Here is a 17827-nt window from a genome sequence, read left to right as displayed (position 1 = left end):
CGCCCCTCTCCCTCGGAAGGACTCCACCGTCATGGCCACCGACATCCTCACCACCCCCGCCGCCGCCTCGCCGTCCGCCCCCGTCAAGCCGGCCCGGGTCGGTCTCGTGCCCACGCTCCACCACAGCCTGGCCCTGGCCGGGCGGGGCGCCACCAAGTTCCTGCGCTCCCCGCTCCAACTGGTCGACGTGGTCCTGACCCCGGTCATCTCCCTGCTGATGTTCGTCTACCTCTTCGGCAAGGCGATCTCCGGCGGCGACCAGGACGCCTACGTCCAGCTGATCGTCCCCGGCGTCATGGTGATGACCGTGTTCCAGGCCAGCATCGGCATCGGCGTCTCCCTCAACGCGGACGCGAGCACCGGGATCTTCGACCGGTTCCGTTCCATGCCGATCGCCCGCTCGGCCCCGCTGATCGGCGCGGTGCTCGCCGACTTCGTCCGCTACGCCGTGTGCCTGGGCACCCTGGTCGTCCTCGCGCTGATCATGGGCTACCGCCCCGACACCACGGTCCCGGCCGCGCTCGCCGCGCTCGGGCTGCTCATCGCCTTCGCGATGTCCTTCTCCTGGATGTCGGTGTGGCTCGGCATGGTGGCCAAGACCCCCGGTTCCGTGCAGGGCCTGATGACCATCCTGGTGCTGCCCCTCACCTTCGCCAGCAACGTCTTCGTCCCCGCCGACGACATGTCCGGCTGGCTCCGCGCCTGGTCCGACGTCAACCCCGTCTCCCTCATGGCCGACACCACCCGAGGCCTCCTCGGCGACGGCGCGGTCGCCTCACCGCTGGCGGGCAGCCTGGCGTGGATGGCCGGGATGGTCGTGGTGTTCCTGCCCCTGGCGATGCGGGCCTACCGCAAGAACAACGGCTGACCCCGAACGCTCCGCACCGAACCGGCCGCCACAGCTGTGGGGGCCGGTTCGGTCTGTGTGGGGTGCTGGGGTGTGGTGGCTTGTTCGGTGCCCCGAGCCTCAGCCGCCCAGCGCCTCCCGTTCCAGCCAGTCCCGCGCCTCCGTCCGAGGCATCGCCGCCCCCTTTTCGTACGCCGCGCGATAGCCCTCCTCGCCCAGCGCCTCGACCATGCGTCTCCGATGCCCCTGGAGTTCCGGCTCTCCCGCGTCGAAGGCGCCGCGCATGACCTCGCTGATCCCGAAGGCGGTCGCTCCGGCGGTCGGGTCGCCCTCCAGGGTGCGCAGGCCGCCCAGGAGTTCGGCGACCCAGGCGAGGCCCGCTCCGGCGCCCTGGCCGAAGAGGGCGCCCGCCGCCCGGGGGAGCAGGGTCCGGGCCTCGGCGGCGCGGCCTTCGGCGAGGTGGTTCTCGACACGGGTGCTGACGACCAGGTCGCGGGCGAGTTCCGCGAGATCGGGGCGGCGGCGGGACAGCGCCTCCAGATGGTCCAGGGTGCGGTTCGCCTGGTCCACGTCCCCGGACATCCGGTGCGCGTTGGCGAGGCCGACCAGGATGTTGGCCTCGAGCCGCAGCTGGCCGCGCTCCCTGGCCTGACGGTGCGCGGCGCGCAGATCACGGAAGGCGCCGTCGAGATCTCCGCTGCGCCGGCGCTCACGGGCGAGCCGGGCCTTGCTGAGGTAGAGGTAGTCCTCGGTACCCAGCTCGGAGCTGAGGACGACGGCCCGTTCGAACGTCGCGATGGCCGAGGCGTACTCCCCGCGCAGGGAGTGGTCACGGCCGACCGGCATCAGCGCGAGCACGATCCCCCACCGGTCACCCACCGCCTCGAAGCCCCGCAACGCCTCCATCCGCGACGCCACCCCGCTCTCCAGGTCCCCCTGCTCGGTGAGCGCGAAGTCCCGCGCGAGATGAGCACTGGCCCGCACCCACGGATCGGACGAGCCGAGCAGGTCGTCAGCCGTCGGCGAGCCGCCCCCGAAAGCGACCTGGGCCATCCGCAGCAGCAGCCCGGCGGGATGAAACTCACGGTCCACGGCCGAGTCCTCACCCACGGCCGCGGAGTCGCCCCCTGAGCCCGCCGCAGCCGCCAGGTCGGTCTTGAGCCGGCCCCCCATCCCCCGTATGCCCCAGTACCAGAACATTGCCGCACCGAACCGCACCGCCGTCTCCCGGTCCCCGGCGTCCTGGACGAGCCGCAACGCGTGGGTGAGGTTGTCGTGCTCGCTGTCGAAGACGGCGGTGGCGCGCAGCTGGGCACCGGTGCGCAGGAGGGGTTCGTGCCGCTGGGCCAGGGCGAGGTAGTACGACGTGAAGCGGGCCGTGAGGTCGTCGCCGGACTCGGCCAGCCGCCGGGCCGCGTACGCGCGGACGGTGTCCAGCATCCGGTAGCGCGACTCACCGTCGGCGTCCCGCACCTCCTGCACCAGCGACTTCTCGATCAGCGCGCCGAGCACGTAGAGGACGTCGTCGGCGGGCACGTCCGGATCCGAGCAGACCGTCTCCAGGGCCGCGAGCGTCGCCCCGCCGGGAAACGCGGACAGCCGGCGCGCGAGGATCCGCTCCGGCTCGTCGAGCAGGTCCCAGCTCCACTCGACCATCGCGAGCAGGGTGCGTTGCCGCGGCAGTGCCGTCCGGCTGCCGGAGGAGAGCAGCCGGAACCGGTCGTCGAGCCGGCGCGCGATCTGCTCCACGCCCATCGACCGCAGCTTGGCCGCGGCCAGCTCCAAAGCGAGCGGCATCCCGTCGAGGCGGCGGCAGATCTCCAGGACGGCGTCCAGGTTGGACTCGTCGAGGGCGAACCCCTGCCGGACCCCGGTGGCCCGGTCCACGAACAGCCGGACCGCGGCCGCCGCCATCGCCTCGACCGGCTCAGGCGACCCCGTGGGGACGTCCAGGGGGCCGAGGTGGAACAGCGACTCCCCGTTGATGGCGAGGGGTTCACGGCTGGTGGCGAGGATGCGCAACTCGGGGAGGCGTAGGAGGAGTTGATCGGCGAGCTCGGCGACCGCCTCGACGAGGTGCTCGCAGTTGTCGATCAGGAGCAGGGTGTCGCCGCTGCCGAGGAGCTCGGCCGTCCGCTCCACCGCGGAGGCCTGCTGGGCCCCGCCGCCCTCGTACAGCCGGCCGTCGGTGGAGCTGAGCGCACCGAGCACCACGTCGGCCAACTGGTCGACACGGCTCACCCCCGCGAGGGGCACGAAGCGGACCCGGTCCCGGGCGTGCGCCGGGTCCCTCGTCGCGGCCTCCAGGGACAGCCGCGTCTTGCCGGCGCCGCCCGGGCCGACCAGGGTCACCAGCCGGGCCGAGCCCATCAGATTCGCGAGCCGGTCCAGTTCGCCGTCGCGGCCGACGAAGCTGGTCAGCCGGGCCGGCAGCCGGCTCGGGGCGTTCGCGGGCCGTTCCGCCGGACGCTCCAACTCGCCGCGCAGCAGCGCGAGGTGGATCTCCCGCACCTCGGCCGACGGGTCGACGCCGAGTTCGTCACCCAGCCTGCCGCGCAGGTCCTCGTAGACGGCGAGGGCGTCGGACTGGCGGCCCGCCGCCGACAGGGCGCGCATCCGCAGGCCCGCCAGGCGCTCGCTCAGCGGCCGCCGGGCGCCCTCCGCCTCGAGATCGGCCAGGACATCGGCGTACCGCCCCGCCCGCAGCTCCGCGTCGAAGCGGTCCTCGACGGCCGCGGCGCGCAGCTCGTCGAGGCGGGTGGCCGCGGCGCCCGCGAACGGCGCGTCCAGCACATCCGCGAGGGCCGCGCCCCGCCACAGGCCGAGCGCGCTCGTGAGCGTCCGTGCCGCCTCCTCGGTCCGGCCTGCCGCGAGGGCGTGTCTGCCGCGGCCCGCCAGGTCCTCGAAGCGGTACGTGTCCACGTCCTCTTCCTGTACGGAGAGCCGGTAGCCGCCCGTCACGGCGTCCACCGTGCCGGTGCCGCGCAGGGCCTTGCGCAGCCGGGACACCAGGGCCTGGAGCGCGCCGGTCGCGTCGGCCGGGGGCTGCTCGCCCCACAGGCCGTCCACCAGGGAGTCCACGGAGACCGGGCGCCCGGCTTCGAGGGCGAGCCGGGCGAGCAGCATCCGCAGCCGCGCACCGCCGATGTCGACGGGACCGTCCCCGCCGCACACCCGCACAGCCCCCAGCAGTTCCACCCTGAACATGACAATTCCCCCACCCGACGGGCCGCCCCTCGACCCCCAACGCGCGCTAAGGATCACCCACTTGCCCGCCCCGGTAAACCCCCACCCGGAGAGCCCGGGCAGCCCCGGCAACACGAAAGGCCCCCCGCTCGCGCGAGAGGCCTTCGTTGTCGGTGCGCCGCCAGGGACTCGAACCCCGGACCCGCTGATTAAGAGTCAGCTGCTCTAACCAACTGAGCTAGCGGCGCCTGCTGACTCGAGAACTCTACCCGATGTTTGGGAGTGCTCCGGACCGTCCCACCAGGGGCGGAGCGGTCGCCGTACATCATTCGGACCGTCAACATGCGCGTCCGGAAGACAGTTGAGAAACTGACGAATGTGCACAGTCGCGGACATTTCCATCTGGAGTGTGAGGGGAATCGCATGAAGGCTCCGGGGTTCAACGGACCGGTGTTTGAGGAGTTCGACCCCGCGAGCGACTGCGACTGCCCCGGATGTGTTCACTGGCGGCGCGTACTGCCGCATTCCCGCACCGGCCGCCACCCGGCGGCCCACCCCGCGGCCCACCGGGCGGTCGTCCTCGCCGCGGCCGCCTCCACCGTCCTCGTCGGCCACGCGGCCCCCGCCCTCGCCGCCCCACACGTCCCCGACCACCCCAGCCACCCCGCCCGTCCCGGCGTTCCCGCAGGTGACGAGCCCGACACCCCCCAGGGCGGCAAGGCCCCGCTGCACGGCCCGGGCGGCAAACCGGCGGGGATCAAGACGCCGGCCACCACCCGCGCCGAGATCATCACGCGGGCCAAGACTTGGGTCGCCGCGCAGGTGCCGTACAGCATGTCGGAGTACTGGTCCGACGGTTACCGGCAGGACTGCTCCGGCTTCGTCTCGATGGCCTGGAACCTGCCCGGGAACGAATGGACGGGCAGCCTCGACCAGTACGGGGTGAAGATCCCCAAGGACGATCTCCAGCCCGGCGACATCCTGCTGTTCCACAACCCGGCGGACCCCCAGAAGGGCTCGCACGTGGTCATCTTCGGCGGCTGGACGGACTACACGCACACCTACTACATCGCCTACGAGGAGACGCGCCCGCGCGCCCGCAAGCAGGCCACCCCGTACGCGTACTGGAGCAACTCGGCCCGCTACACCGCCTACCGCTACAAGGGGCTGATCGCGGGCACGGCGGGCAGCGACAAGCCGAGCGAGCCGACCGAACCGGGCGAGCCGGGCGAGCCCTCGGCGGGGGCCACCCCGTACCCCGGCGCCGCCTACTTCGGTCCCGGAGCCAACAACAAGTACGTCACCGAGCTGGGCCGCATGCTCGTCGAGCGCGGCGCCGGGCGTTTCTACACCTCGGGCCCGGGCCCCCGCTGGACGGACGCCGACCGCCGGGCCACCCAGGCCTTCCAGCAGGCACAGGGCTGGCGGGGCCGGGACGCGGACGGGCTGCCGGGACGGCAGACCTGGACGCTGCTGGCGACGGGCCAGGGCAAGGACATCACGACCGGTGCGGCCGGGCCCGCCGCACCGGGGGCACCCTCCTCGCACGGGGTGTCCGGCTATCCGGGGCGGGCCATGTTCCGGCCCGGCGTCAGCAACAAGTACGTCACCCTGCTCGGAAAGCAGCTGGTGAAGAAGGGGTTCGGCAAGTACTACACGACCGGTCCCGGTCCGCGCTGGGGCGAGTCGGACCGCCGGGCCGTGGAGGCCTTCCAACGTGCCCAGGGCTGGCGGGGCGGCGCGGCGGACGGCTACCCGGGGCCGGAGACCTGGCGGCGGCTGTTCGCGTAGGCCGCCGTCCCGCAACACCCATCCACTGTCATGACGTTTCTGGCGCGGAGGCTGGAGGCACGCATGAGCACGACCACTTCCCACACCCCCTCACCGACACCGGAGCCCGAAGGGCCCGCCGAGACGACCGGGGCGTCCCGGCCGGCCCGGCTCATCCAGAACGAGGCGACCACCGAGATCCCCGTCCATCTGCTGTTCCGCGACGACCCGGACCCGGCACCGGTGCCGCTGGGCCCCGCCGTCGTGGGGCGCCGGCAGGGCACCGGCGAGCAGCCGCGCTTCCGGCGCCCGGTGCCGGCCAAGCCGCGTCCCGCGCCCCAGGTCGACCCGGAGCTCGTGGAGCGGCCCGCGCGGGTGCTGCCCGGCTCGGCGGGGGTGCTCGCCGGGGCCTGCGGGGCGGCAGGGTGCGTGGCCACCTCGTGGTGGGCGGGAGTGCTCCCGCCGCTCGCGGTGGCGGCGCTGCGGCTGCCGGAGTACGCCGGGACCGGGCTCGGCCCCGCCCAGTGGGCCGCGTACGCCGGGGCCGTCGCCCTGAGCCTGTTCGGCTTCGGCGGGCTGGCGCGCGGGCGGACCGGGCGGGCCTGGGTGCTCGGTCTCTTCGGCCGCTACCGGGGCACGGTCCGGCGCACCGGCCTGATGTGGGTCAACCCGCTGCTGCTGCGCCGCCGGGTCGATGTCCGGCTGCGGCACTGGCGCGGCGAGCCGATGCCGGCCGCAGACGGCAACGGGGTCGCGCTGCGGGTGGTCGTCCTCGTGGTGTGGCGGGTGCGGGACACCGCGCGGGCCACGCTGGGGGTCGAGGACCACGAGACGTATCTGCGCGAGTGCGTGGAGGCGGCGCTGGTGCGGGTGCCGGTGGAGCCGCCGGGCTCGGCGCGGGCGTCGGTGGACTCGGCGACGGACGCGCTGACCCGGCGTGTGGCGGCGGACGCGGGGCCGGTCGGCCTGGAGGTGTTCTCGGTGCAGCCGGTGCGTGTCGAGTACGCCCCCGAGGTCGCCGCCGCGATGCACCGCCGCCGGATCGCCGCGCTGGACGCCCAGCACCGGTCGAGCGTGCTGACGTCGGTCGTGGACTCGGTGGAGGACACCGTGACCCGGCTGACCATGCGCGGCCTGGTGGAACTGGACGACTACGAACGCAAGGCGCTGGTCAAGGACTTGACGGTGGCGTTCTGCGCGGGGCGCGGGGAGTCGGGTCAGTGATTGGTCTGGACATGCTCAAGTAACGGCAATAATCTGGGACTTGGTCTAGACCTGCACGGCTCACTGAACTTCCCCCACGTTCTCCAGGGAGCGGCAGCATGCGCAAAAAGACCAAGTGGTACGCCGCCGTGCTGGGCCTCAGCACGGCCGGAGCCCTCGTGCTCTCCTCCGGCGGCGCGAGCGGACACGGCTACACCGACCTCCCCATCAGCCGGCAGAAGCTCTGCCAGAACGGCACCGTGACCAACTGCGGCGACATCCAGTGGGAACCGCAGAGCGTCGAGGGCACCAAGGGCTTCCCCGGCTCCGGCCCGGCCGACGGAGCGATATGCAGCGGCGGTCACAGCCGGTTCAGCCAGCTCAGCGCGCCGAGGACCCCCTCGGGCGGCGCCTGGCCCGCCACCAAGGTGACGGGCGGTCAGAGCTACACCTTCCGCTGGCAGTTCACCGCACGCCACGCCACCACGGACTTCAAGTACTACGTCACCAAGGCGGGCTGGAACCAGAACCACAACCTGGCCCGCTCCGACCTCAACCTGACCCCGTTCCTCACGGTCCCGTACAACAACCAGCAGCCCCCGGCCACCCTCTCCCACAGCGGCACCCTGCCGTCGGGTCTGAGCGGCCGTCACGTGATCCTCGCGGTATGGACGATCGCGGACACCGGCAACGCGTTCTACGCCTGCTCGGACGTCACCTTCTGATCAACTCCGGTAGGGTCCGCGTTCCGTGAACCCCTGCTTCACCACAGTGATGCCCTGATGACCGCCCTTCTGGTCCGGGGCGGGTACGCGCCTGGGTCACGACCCAGATGGTCGACAACGTGGCCCGGCGCGTGCAGTGGCACGAGTACGACCGCACCACCCCGAGAAAGCCACCGCCTCCGAGCCGCAGCCCGGCAAGGACACGGCGGGCACGGTGTTCGGACTGCTCCTCATCGGGGCGGCCGTCATCGCGATCCTGTACGCCTGGCCGACAACGCCGGAACTCTGAGCCTTACTTGAGACAGTCCGGCCTCCCCGGCGGGTACGTTCCCTCCACGATCAGCACACTGACCACGGGGGAAGCACCATGGACGTCATCTTCTACGCGGTACCCGGCCTGATCCTCGCCGTCGTCCTCTTCGTCGCCTACCGCGTGCTGCGCCGCTCGCTCCAGATCCGCAGCGCCTGGAACAGCGGACTGACGGCGGAGGGCCGCTGTCTGCGGGTGTTCACGACGATGCACGGCGGCGGCAACGACACGTCCGTGCACACCACGCTGCACCACGTCTACGAGTTCACCGCCCGCGACGGCCGCACGATCCGCTTCGAGGAGGAGGACGGCCCGGCGACGAACTTGGAGGGCGACTTCGTCACCATCCACTACGCCGAGGGCCAGAACGTGGTCGCCACGGCCAAGCCCCCGCAGCGCGGCAGGCTGGCGGCGTCCACCGTGGGCATCCTGGCGTTCCTCGGTGTGGCCGTGGTGTTCTGCGTCGGCTTCATGGTCACGTACCACCAGATGTCCGAGGAGTTCGACTTCGGCGGTGGCGACGACGGTGGCACCAGCACGATCGTGGTCGAGGGCGTGACGATGACTCCGTGACCCTCACGGCTCTCCACATCTGACGGTCCATCAACTACCGTGCGCCGCCATGGAGTCCAACAGGCGCACGGTCGCGGAACTCGTCGCCGCCCGGTGGGACGACCACCGGCCGGGGCTGTGGTTCGAGGAACGGACGCTCACCCACCACCAGGTCGCGGCCGGCGCCGCGGCCCGGGCGGCACTGCTGACCGACCTGCTGCCGCCGGGCTCGCATATCGGCGCCCTCCTCGACAACACCCCCGAGTTCCCCCTCTGGTTGAGTGCGGCCGCACTCGCCCGGACCGCCGTCGCCGGCATCAACCCCACCCGCCGCGGCCCCGAACTGGCCCGCGACATCCTGCACACCGAGTGCCGGATCCTGGTCACCGAGCCGGCCCAGCTGCCTCTGCTGGAGGACCTCGAACTGCCGGGTGTCCAGCTGCTGGTGACCGGCACCGAGGAGTACGACGCCCTGCTCGCGCCGTATGCGGACGCCCGGCCCGACGCCTCCGCCGCCACCCCGAGCGATCGCCTCCTCCTGTACTTCACCTCGGGCTCCACCGGCGCCCCCAAGGCCGCGATCTGCACCCAGGGCCGGCTGGCCGCCGCGGGGCGCTCGCTGGCCGACCAGTTCGGGGTGCGGGCCGACGACGTCCACTACATCTGCATGCCGATGTTCCACGGCAACGCGGTGATCGCCGACTGGGCGCCCGCGCTCGCGGCCGGGGCGGGGGTCGCGTTGCGGCGGCGGTTCTCGGCGTCGGGGTTCCTGGGGGACGTACGGCGCTACCGGGCGACGTACTTCACCTATGTGGGCCGGGCCGTGCAGTACCTCCTCGCGACCCCGGAACGCGCCGACGACCGGGACAACCCGCTCCGTATGGGCTTCGGCACCGAGGCCGGGGCCGTGGACGCGGCGGCCTTCGAGCGGCGGTTCGGGGTGCGGCTGGTGGAGGGGTACGGGTCGTCGGAGGGCGGGGCGGCCGTGCAGTGGTCGCCGGGGACGCCGTCCGGGGCCGTAGGGCGGGCGGGGCCCGGGCTCGTCGTACTGGATCCGGAGACGCGCAAGGAGTGTCCGGCCGCCCTTTTCGACGCGGCCGGGCAGCTCCTCAATGGTGACGAGGCGATAGGGGAGCTGGTCAACCAGGGGCCGAACCCCTTCGAGGGGTACTGGCGGAATCCGGAGGCGGAGGGGGAGCGGCGGCGATGGGGAGGGTGGTACTGGACGGGGGACCTGTTCTGCCGGGACCCCGATGGCTACCTCTACTTCGCGGGCCGCACGGATGACCGACTGCGCGTCGACAGCGAGAACCTGGCCGCCGCGATGATCGAGAACATCCTGGCCCGCTACGAGGGCGCCGACGCCGTCGCCGTCTACGCCGTGCCGGACCCGGTGACCGGCGACCAGGTCATGGCGACGGTCGCCGGCAGCTTCGACCCGCAGACGTTCACCGCATTTCTGACCGCACAACCAGACCTCGGCACGAAGATGGCACCCCGGTTCGTCCGAGTCGTGGAGCGAATGCCGGTCACCGCGACGAACAAGATCCACCGAGCACTGCTCCGACGAGAGGCCCTCCACTGCCCCGACCCGATCTGGTGGCGCCCACCCGGCACCCGCACCTACCGCCGCCTGACCCCCAAGGACCTCGAAGGCCCCCTCGCTCCCACAAGAGGCCCCGCTGAGATACGCCACCAGGGACGCGCCCCGCGACCCCGCTGATGCCGCATCCCCAGGACGACGCGCCCCGAGCCCCGGGCCGCTCATCGACGACATGCCGAAGGGCCCCTCGCTCCCACGAGAGGCCCTTCTGAAGTGCGCCGCCAGGGACTCGAACCCCGGACCCGCTGATGCTGCATCCCCCGGGGGGCAACCCCCGGACCCCCGGCCGCTGCCGTGCTCGCCCCGTGCTGGATCTGTGGCGCCGGGGATCATCGATGACATGCCGAAGGGCCCCTCGCTCCCACGAGAGGCCCTTCTGAAGTGCGCCGCCAGGGACTCGAACCCCGGACCCGCTGATTAAGAGTCAGCTGCTCTAACCAACTGAGCTAGCGGCGCAAGACTCTCGCCAGCTGCATTTTCTTGCTTCGCGGCTGGCGACGAAGAAAATACTACCCGGTCCTGAGGCGTGCTTCTGACCACCGGTGGGTGGCGTTCAGATGGCGAGGCTCAGCAGGACCGGCGCCGCGTTCCTGTTCAGCGCGTCCGCCGCCTGGCGGAGCCGGTGGGCGTGCTCGACCGGGAGGGAGAGGGCGAGGCAGCCCACCGACGAGCCCGCGGTGATCGGGACGGCCGCGCAGACCGTGCCCACCGCGTACTCCTGGAGGTCGAGGTGGGGCACCGTCGGCGGCTGGGACTCCAGACGGGACAGCAGCAGCTTGTCGCTGGTGATGGTCCGCGAGGTGAGGCGGGCCATCTTGTGCCGGGAGAGATGGTCGCGGCGGCTGTTGTTGTCGAGCTGGCCCAGCAGACTCTTGCCGAGCGCGGTCGCGTGGGCGGAGTAGCGGAAGTCGACCCACTCGTTGACCACCGGGGTCGTGGGCCCGTCCGCGTACTGCGCGATGGTGACCTCGCCGTCCACGTACCGGCTGAGATACACCGCCGCCCCGACCGAGTCGCGCAGCCGGTCCAGCGTGCGCTGGAGCGTCTCGCGCAGGGCCTGCTCACGATCATGCGCGGAACCGAGACGGGTCAGCGCGTCCCCCGTGACATACGCGCCGTCGGCGACCTGCTCGACGTAGCCCTCCCGGCGCAGCATCCTCAGGAGCGTGGTCAGTCGCTCCGGGTCGATGCCGGTCTGCCGGGTGAGCTCGGTGTCGGTGATTCCGGTGGTCTGCCGCGCCACGGTCTCCAGGACGCGCAGGGCGTCCTGGGCCGAGTGGTACGGCGCGGTCGGCTCGTGCTTCAGCGCCACGGTCTTCCCCCTGCGCTCAGTCGCTCTACAACTGGGGCCGTAATCCGGACAGCGAATCCTCTCTACGATAACGGGCAAGAGGCGTGAAGTGAGGGCCTGTTGACGAGATTCCATCCCTCTCAACAGGGGCGCTGACCTCCTGGCATATGCCAAAGTCATGCCCCAGCGACCGGACCTCGCATATCGGGCCCTTCACTTCTTGTAGTCAGAGCACCGCGCTGAGAAATTCCCGCGTCCGGTCCTGCGCCGGATCGCTGAAGATCTTCTCCGGCGGACCCGACTCGATGATCCGCCCGGAGTCGAACATCAGGACCTGGTCCGAGATGTCCCGGGCGAAATTCATCTCGTGGGTCACACAGAGCATGGTGATGTCGGTGGTGCGGGCGATGTCCCGGAGCACGTCCAGGACACCCGCCACCAGCTCCGGGTCCAGCGCGGAGGTCACCTCGTCCAGCAGCAGCACCTTCGGCCGCATCGCCAGCGCCCGGGCGATCGCCACCCGCTGCTGCTGGCCGCCGGAGAGCTGGGAGGGACGGGCGTCGCACTTGTCGGCCAGGCCCACCAGGTCGAGGAGGTCCCGCGCGCGCTCCTCCGCCTCGTCCTTGGACATGCCGAGCACGGTGACGGGCGCCTCGGTGATGTTCCGGAGCGCCGACATGTTCGGGAACAGGTTGAACTGCTGGAACACCATCCCGATCTGCTTGCGGATCTCGCGGACCTGCTTCTCCGGCGCCGGGAACAGCTGCTGCCCGTCGACGGTGACGATCCCCTCGTCGGGCTTGGTCAGCGTCATCAGCAGCCGCAGGATCGTGGTCTTGCCGGACCCGGAAGGCCCGATGAGGGTGACGTGCTTGCCGGCCTGGACGGAGAAGTCCAGATGGTCCAGGACGGTGTTGTCCCCGAACCGCTTGGTGACCTGCTCCAGGCGGATCAGCTCGCCGGGACCGCGCTTGTCGGTGGGGTGGTTCTCGGGCTGAATGTCAGTGGACAAGACGACGCTCCAGGGCTCGCACGAGGAGGGAGGCCAGATAGGCGATGAGGATGAAGGCCACGCCGATCACGGTCAGGGGCTCGGTGAACTGGAAGTGCTCCTGGGAGAAGAGCCGCGCCTGACCGAGCATGTCGAGGACGGTGATCGCCATCAGCAGCGGCGTGTCCTTGAGCATGGCGATGACGTAGTTGCCGAGCGCGGGGACGACCCGGCGGATCGCCTGCGGCAGGATCACCACCCGCCACGTCCTGGTCACCGGCAGATTCAGCGCCGTCGCGGCCTCCCACTGGCCGACGGGCACTGCCTCGATGCCGGCCCGGTAGACCTGCATCGTGTACGTCGAGTAGTGCAGACCGATCGCGAAGACGCCGGTGGTCAGCGCCGAGAACGTCAGGCCCCACTCGGGCAGCACGTAGAAGAGGAAGAACAGCTGCACCAGCAGCGGGGTGTTCCGGATGAACTCGGTGACCGCGCCCACGGGCCAGGTCACCCACCGGGTCGGCGCCCGCATCAGCAGCGCCCACACCAGGCCCAGCACGAAGGAGATCACCGAGCCCAGCGCCAGCGCCTGGAGGGTGACCAGCAGGCCGTCCCAGAACTGCGGCATGAAGTCGCCGACCGCTCCCCAGTCCCACTTCACGCGACACCACCTCCGACGCCCGTCGTCTCGGCCCGCTTCAGCTCATGCGCGGACACTCCGCGCTGCGGTTCCTTGCCGACCCCCGACTTCAGCTTCTTCTCCAGTCCGCGCATCACGCGGGTGAGGGCGAAGGCGATCACGAAGTAGATGACCAGCAGATACGTGTAGATCTCCTGGCTCTCCTGGAGTGCGAGGCGCACCAGGTTGCCGCTGAAGGCCAGATCGCCCATGCCGATGATCGACACCAGGGCGGTGCCCTTGAGGAGTTCGATCAGCAGGTTGGAGAACGACGGGATCATCTCCGGCACCGCCTGCGGCAGCAGGATCAGCCGGAGCCGCTGCCAGGGCGTGAAACTGAGCGCGATCCCGCCCTCCTTCTGCGCCGGGTCGACCGCGTTCAGGGCGCCGCGCACGATCTCGGAGCCGTACGCGCCGTAGGTGAGCCCGAGCGCGAGCGTGCCCGCCCACATCGGCACCAGCTGCCAGCCGAAGGAGAGCGGCAGCACGAAGTACACCCAGAAGATCATGATGAGCGCCGAGGTCCCGCGGAACACCTCGGTGTAGAAGCCCGCGAGGAAGCGCACGATCCACAGCCGGTGGGTGCGCGCGACACCGACGACGAACGACACGGCGGCCGCCAACAGGGCGCTGAAGACGAGCAGTTGGACGGTCGTCCACACACCCTTGAGTACGAGTTCCCAGAGTCCGGTGGTCATCCGCCGCACAGCTCCTTCGCGGTGAGGTCGGTCATCTCGGCCTCCGTGAACCCGAAGGGCCTGAGGATCCGGAACAGTTCCCCGCTCTTCTTCAGCTTCCGCAGCTCGACGTTGAAGGCGTCCCGCAGCTTCGTCTCGGTCGGCCGGAACGCGAACGCGCCGCCGTCGACATGCGGCTTGCCGTCCACGAGGGGCGCGAAGGCCTTGGTGGCCTCGGTCTTGGCGGACTTCTTGACGACCTCGCGGGTGGTGAGCGCCGTACCGGCGAAGACATCGGCCCGCCCGGCCTCGACGGCGTTCAGCCCGGCGACCTGGTCCGGGACGATCAGGATGTCGCTCTCCTTGTACCCCGCGTCGACGGCGTACTGGATCTCGGCATACCCGGTCCCGGTGGCGAACTTGGCCTTCTTCTCGACGACGTCCTTGTAGTCGTGCAGCCCCTTCGGATTGCCCTTGCGCACGATGAACGAATCGAGCATCTGGTAGTCCGGGTCGGCGAAGATGACCTGCTCGCAGCGCTCGGGATTCACATACATCCCGGCGGCGACCACATCGAACTGCTGGGAGTTCAGCCCGGGAATGAGCGAGCCGAACTCGGTGGGCACGGGCTGTACGCGGTCCACGCCAAGGCGCTTGAAGATGGCCCTCGCGAGCTCGGGCGCCTCGCCGGTCAGCTCGCCGTCCTTGTCGATGTAGCCGAAGGGGATCTCGCCGGCTATTCCCAGCCGTACGACACCTGCCGCCCTGAGGCGTTCGAGCAGATCACCGCCGTCCGTCGTCGAAGCCGTCGCCACCCGTGAGCAGCCCGCGGCCCCCAGCGCACCGAGCGCCGCCACCCCCGCGAGCAGCGATCGGCGGGTGGTTCCGGGTGTGCTTCTGTCGGTCCGAACGTCGTTTCGAATGTCGTTTCGTATCGGTGGAGCCATGGCGGCGCGGCTACCCGACCGGATGCGACTTATGCAGGTCGATTCGAGCCCGATCCTGACCGAGGCGCCCTTGACCGGCGGGGGACCATGGAACGTATGGCTGACCGTTACATCGAAGTCTCGCTGGTCAAGCGGGGGATCACCGGTACGGCAAAGCTGCTGGACGATCGAGCGCCGATCACCTGCGCGGCCGTCTGGGATTCCCTTCCGCTCGCCGGCGACGTCTATCACGCGAAATACGCCCGCAACGAGATCTATGCCCTCTTCCCGCCTTTCGCGGAATCGGAGCCACCCCTGGAAAATCCGACAGTTACCCCTATCCCGGGAGATCTCTGCTATTTCTCCTTCGCGGGTACGGAACTCGGCACCAAGTCCTACGGCTACGACCGCGAGGTCCGCGCGGGCACGACGGTGGTCGACCTGGCGCTCTTCTACGAGCGCAACAACCTGCTCCTCAACGGCGATGTGGGCTGGGTGCCCGGCATTGTCTGGGGACAGGTGGTGGAGGGTCTGGCGGAGCTGGCCGAGGGGTGCAACGACCTGTGGCGGTCGGGGGCCTTGGGGGAGACGCTCAGCTTCCGGAGGGCGTGACCGTCTCCAGCGCGTGAGCCGCCCGCAGCACCAGATCGTCCCGGTGCCGGGCGGCCACGATCTGGAGTCCGACGGGCAGTCCGTCGCCGTCCACGCCCACCGGGACGGACGCGGCCGGCTGCTGGGTCATGTTGAAGGGGTAGGTGAACGGCGTCCACCCCGTCCACCGCCGGTGCCCCGAGCCCTTCGGCACCTCCGCGCCCGCCTCGAAGGCCGTGATCGGCAGCGTGGGCGTCACCAGCAGGTCGTACGACTCGTGGAAGCGGCCCATCCGGCGCCCGAGGTCCATGCGGACGTCGACGGCGGCGAGGTAGTCCAGCGCGGAGTACCGCGCCCCCAGCCCGCAGATCTCCCGCAGCCCCGGATCGAGCGACTCCCGCTGATGCGGCCCGAAATGCTGGGTCACCCGGGCCGCCCCGCTGAACCACAGGGTGTGGAAGGCGTCCACCGGGTCGGTGAGGTCGGGGTCGGTCTCCTCGACGTACGCGCCGAGCCGGGCCAGCCGTTCCACCGCCCGCCGCACCGCCGCCGCGACCCCCGGCTGCACCCGCACCTGTCCGCCGAGGGAAGGTGAGTAGGCGATCCGCAGACCCCGTACGCCCTCCTGGAGAACACCCCGGTGGGACACGGCACTTGGTCCCAGCCCCGACCAGTCCCGCGCGTCCGGCGCCCCGATGACGTCCAGCAGCAGCGCCGCGTCGGCCGCGTCCCGGGTCATCGGACCCACATGCGCCAACGTGCCGAACGCGCTCGCCGGATACAGCGGCACCCGCCCGTACGTCGGCTTCAGCGCGAAGATCCCGCAGAAGGCCGCCGGGATGCGCACACTGCCGCCCCCGTCCGTGCCCAGCGCCAGCGGCCCCGCGCCGAGCGCCACGGCCGCCGCCGCGCCCCCGCTGGAACCGCCCGCGGTGCGTGACGGGTCGTGCGGATTGCGGGTGACCCCGGACAGCGGCGAGTCCGTGACGCCCTTCCAGCCGAACTCCGGTGTCGTCGTCTTGCCCAGGAACACCGCGCCGTGCTCGCGCAACCGTGCCACCGAGGGCGCGTCCTCGTCCCAACGGCCCTTCTCCGACAGCGCCTTGGAACCCTTCAGCGTGGGCGCGCCGCGCATCAGCAGGATGTCCTTCACCGTGACCGGCACCCCGTCGACCAGCCCCGCCGGCTCACCGCGCCGCCAGCGGTCCGCCGACTCCCGGGCCTGCGCAAGCGCCTCCTCCGCGGTGATCCGGACGAACGCGTTCACCTCCGGCTGGATCCGCTCGGCCCGCTCCAGCGCCGCCCGGGTCGCCTCGACGGGGCTGAACTCGCCCTTGCGGTAACCCTCGACGAGCTGTACTGCGGTCAGTTCGGTGAGCTCCGTCATCCGCCACTCCGGCTCTTGGGGAAAATGGGGTGGTCAGTGCCCTGGTACGTACCCGCGCTTCTTGTCGACCACGTTCAGCAACGGCTTGCCCGCCGCCCAGCGGTCGTACAACTCCAGGAACTGCGAACCGAGTTCCTCCCGCCAGCCGATCGTGTCACCGCTCATGTGCGGGGACACGATCAGATCGGGGACCTGCCACAACGGGCTGTCGGGGCCGAGCGGTTCGTGCTCGAAGACGTCCAGTGCCGCCCCCGCGATCCACCGCTTGCGCAGCGCGTCCGCCAACGCGTCCTCGACGACGAGCTGGCCCCGCCCGACGTTCACGAACCGCGCCGACGGCTGCATCACTCCGAACCGCCGGGAGTCGAACATCCCGTGCGTCTGCTCGGTCAGCGGCGCCGCCGCGATCACCCAGTCCGCGCGGGCGATCAGCCGGTCGAGATCGCCCGGACCGTGGATGCCGGTGCGCGGGGTACGGCCGACGACGGCCGTGGTGATCTCAAGTGCCTTGAGCGTACGGGCGATCGTCCGCCCGATGGGCCCCGAGCCGACGATCACGGCCCGAGTCCCGGCCACCCGCCGCGACTCCCGGTGCCGCCACACGCCCTCCCGCTGGAGGTCCAGCGTCCGCGGCAGATCCTTCGCCATCGCGAGGACCAGCGCGGCGACGTACTCCGCGATCGGCTGGTCGAAGACCCCGCGCGCATTGGTCACCACCGTGTCGGACACGGCGAGTTCGGGGCACATCAGATGGTCCACACCCGCACTCGCCGTGTGCACCCAGCGCGGCCGCGGCCCCTCGCCCGGCCAGGCCGCGCGCACCGCGTGCGAGGTGAAGTCCCACACCAGCAGGACATCGGCGTACGGCAGCCGTTCGGCCAGCGTCGACGCGTCCGCGTGCTCGATGCGGGCGCGGCCGGTGAGACTGCCGAGGCGGGGGAGGGGATCGGCGTCCAGGACGAGAAGGGTGGGGGCGGTCATCCGAAGCCGTTCCTCCACAGGCGTCTGACATGCGCGGATTGACCACGCTCGCACCCGAACCTACCTTCGTCAACACGGGCGCGCGTACGGTCCGTTGTCCCCCTGTCT

The 17827-nt window shown here is 71.0% G+C and carries 16 protein-coding genes and 2 tRNA genes; 8 read left to right on the top strand and 10 right to left on the bottom strand.

Annotation, left to right across the window (positions count from 1 at the left end):
* The first annotated feature begins 31 nt into the window (after nucleotides 1-31).
* On the top strand, nucleotides 32-868 hold the full coding sequence (locus ACFY0U_RS04280; protein ID WP_388629885.1) for an ABC transporter permease: 837 nt from the start codon (nucleotides 32-34) through the stop codon (nucleotides 866-868).
* A 99-nt stretch (nucleotides 869-967) separates the two neighbouring features.
* Here the strand turns inward: ACFY0U_RS04280 and ACFY0U_RS04275 are convergent, their stop codons facing one another.
* Nucleotides 968-4054: a BTAD domain-containing putative transcriptional regulator gene (locus tag ACFY0U_RS04275; protein ID WP_388629882.1), complete on the bottom strand. Its 3087-nt coding sequence runs from the start codon at nucleotides 4052-4054 to the stop codon at nucleotides 968-970.
* 153 nt (nucleotides 4055-4207) lie between these two features.
* Nucleotides 4208-4281: transfer RNA gene (locus ACFY0U_RS04270), tRNA-Lys, on the bottom strand.
* A gap of 175 nt (nucleotides 4282-4456) precedes the next feature.
* Here ACFY0U_RS04270 and ACFY0U_RS04265 point away from each other — a divergent pair.
* The 6 genes from ACFY0U_RS04265 to ACFY0U_RS04240 all read left to right on the top strand — a co-directional run bounded on the left by ACFY0U_RS04265 (nucleotide 4457) and on the right by ACFY0U_RS04240 (nucleotide 10316).
* Nucleotides 4457-5824 carry a peptidoglycan-binding protein gene (locus ACFY0U_RS04265; protein ID WP_388629880.1) on the top strand — a complete coding sequence of 456 codons (1368 nt, stop codon included), beginning with the start codon at nucleotides 4457-4459 and terminating at the stop codon, nucleotides 5822-5824.
* A 63-nt stretch (nucleotides 5825-5887) separates the two neighbouring features.
* The gene (locus ACFY0U_RS04260; protein ID WP_388629878.1) at nucleotides 5888-7027 is read left to right on the top strand and encodes an SPFH domain-containing protein; all 1140 of its coding nucleotides are present in this window, start codon (nucleotides 5888-5890) and stop codon (nucleotides 7025-7027) included.
* A gap of 98 nt (nucleotides 7028-7125) precedes the next feature.
* Nucleotides 7126-7731, top strand: a complete 606-nt coding sequence (locus tag ACFY0U_RS04255; protein ID WP_388629875.1) for a lytic polysaccharide monooxygenase — start codon at nucleotides 7126-7128, stop codon at nucleotides 7729-7731.
* Between the two features lie 136 nt (nucleotides 7732-7867).
* The gene (locus tag ACFY0U_RS04250) at nucleotides 7868-8020 is read left to right on the top strand and encodes a hypothetical protein (RefSeq protein ID WP_388629872.1); all 153 of its coding nucleotides are present in this window, start codon (nucleotides 7868-7870) and stop codon (nucleotides 8018-8020) included.
* A gap of 78 nt (nucleotides 8021-8098) precedes the next feature.
* Entirely contained in the window at nucleotides 8099-8614 is a 516-nt protein-coding gene (locus tag ACFY0U_RS04245; protein WP_388629870.1) for a hypothetical protein, read from the top strand.
* A 49-nt stretch (nucleotides 8615-8663) separates the two neighbouring features.
* Nucleotides 8664-10316, top strand: a complete 1653-nt coding sequence (locus tag ACFY0U_RS04240) for an AMP-binding protein (RefSeq protein ID WP_388629868.1) — start codon at nucleotides 8664-8666, stop codon at nucleotides 10314-10316.
* A 262-nt stretch (nucleotides 10317-10578) separates the two neighbouring features.
* On the opposite strand, the gene ACFY0U_RS04235 is transcribed toward ACFY0U_RS04240, so the two are convergent.
* The 6 genes from ACFY0U_RS04235 to ehuB all read right to left on the bottom strand — a co-directional run bounded on the left by ACFY0U_RS04235 (nucleotide 10579) and on the right by ehuB (nucleotide 14781).
* Nucleotides 10579-10652: transfer RNA gene (locus ACFY0U_RS04235), tRNA-Lys, on the bottom strand.
* Between the two features lie 97 nt (nucleotides 10653-10749).
* Nucleotides 10750-11508 (bottom strand): IclR family transcriptional regulator, encoded by a 759-nt coding sequence (locus ACFY0U_RS04230; protein ID WP_388629866.1) that lies wholly within the window; start codon nucleotides 11506-11508, stop codon nucleotides 10750-10752.
* Nucleotides 11509-11713: 205 nt separating this feature from the next.
* The gene (ehuA, locus tag ACFY0U_RS04225) at nucleotides 11714-12499 is read right to left on the bottom strand and encodes an ectoine/hydroxyectoine ABC transporter ATP-binding protein EhuA (RefSeq protein WP_388629863.1); all 786 of its coding nucleotides are present in this window, start codon (nucleotides 12497-12499) and stop codon (nucleotides 11714-11716) included.
* Entirely contained in the window at nucleotides 12489-13139 is a 651-nt protein-coding gene (gene ehuD, locus ACFY0U_RS04220; protein ID WP_327717302.1) for an ectoine/hydroxyectoine ABC transporter permease subunit EhuD, read from the bottom strand. The genes ehuA and ehuD overlap by 11 nt, the downstream gene beginning before the upstream one ends.
* Nucleotides 13136-13855, bottom strand: coding sequence for an ectoine/hydroxyectoine ABC transporter permease subunit EhuC (ehuC, locus tag ACFY0U_RS04215; protein ID WP_388629859.1), 720 nt, complete (start codon nucleotides 13853-13855; stop codon nucleotides 13136-13138). Before ehuC ends, ehuD begins: the two co-directional genes overlap by 4 nt.
* Nucleotides 13852-14781 carry an ectoine/hydroxyectoine ABC transporter substrate-binding protein EhuB gene (gene ehuB, locus ACFY0U_RS04210; protein ID WP_388629856.1) on the bottom strand — a complete coding sequence of 310 codons (930 nt, stop codon included), beginning with the start codon at nucleotides 14779-14781 and terminating at the stop codon, nucleotides 13852-13854. The genes ehuC and ehuB overlap by 4 nt, the downstream gene beginning before the upstream one ends.
* A 96-nt stretch (nucleotides 14782-14877) precedes the next feature.
* On the opposite strand from ehuB, the gene ACFY0U_RS04205 reads away from it, so the two are divergent.
* Nucleotides 14878-15372: a DUF3830 family protein gene (locus ACFY0U_RS04205; protein WP_388629853.1), complete on the top strand. Its 495-nt coding sequence runs from the start codon at nucleotides 14878-14880 to the stop codon at nucleotides 15370-15372.
* Here the strand turns inward: ACFY0U_RS04205 and ACFY0U_RS04200 are convergent.
* Together ACFY0U_RS04200 and ACFY0U_RS04195 are read right to left on the bottom strand one after the other, a co-directional pair.
* Nucleotides 15353-16738: an amidase gene (locus tag ACFY0U_RS04200; RefSeq protein ID WP_388629851.1), complete on the bottom strand. Its 1386-nt coding sequence runs from the start codon at nucleotides 16736-16738 to the stop codon at nucleotides 15353-15355. The genes ACFY0U_RS04205 and ACFY0U_RS04200 overlap by 20 nt on opposite strands.
* A 33-nt stretch (nucleotides 16739-16771) precedes the next feature.
* A complete protein-coding gene (locus ACFY0U_RS04195) occupies nucleotides 16772-17719 on the bottom strand; it encodes a D-2-hydroxyacid dehydrogenase (RefSeq protein WP_388629848.1) in 948 nt (315 codons plus the stop codon).
* Nucleotides 17720-17827: the final 108 nt, after the last annotated feature.

The sequence above is a fragment of the Streptomyces sp. NPDC001536 genome, assembly GCF_042894505.1.
GTDB lineage: Bacteria > Actinomycetota > Actinomycetes > Streptomycetales > Streptomycetaceae > Streptomyces.
The sequence above is the reverse complement of the archived record's forward strand: the minus strand, read 5'-3'. Positions and strand labels throughout refer to the sequence as shown.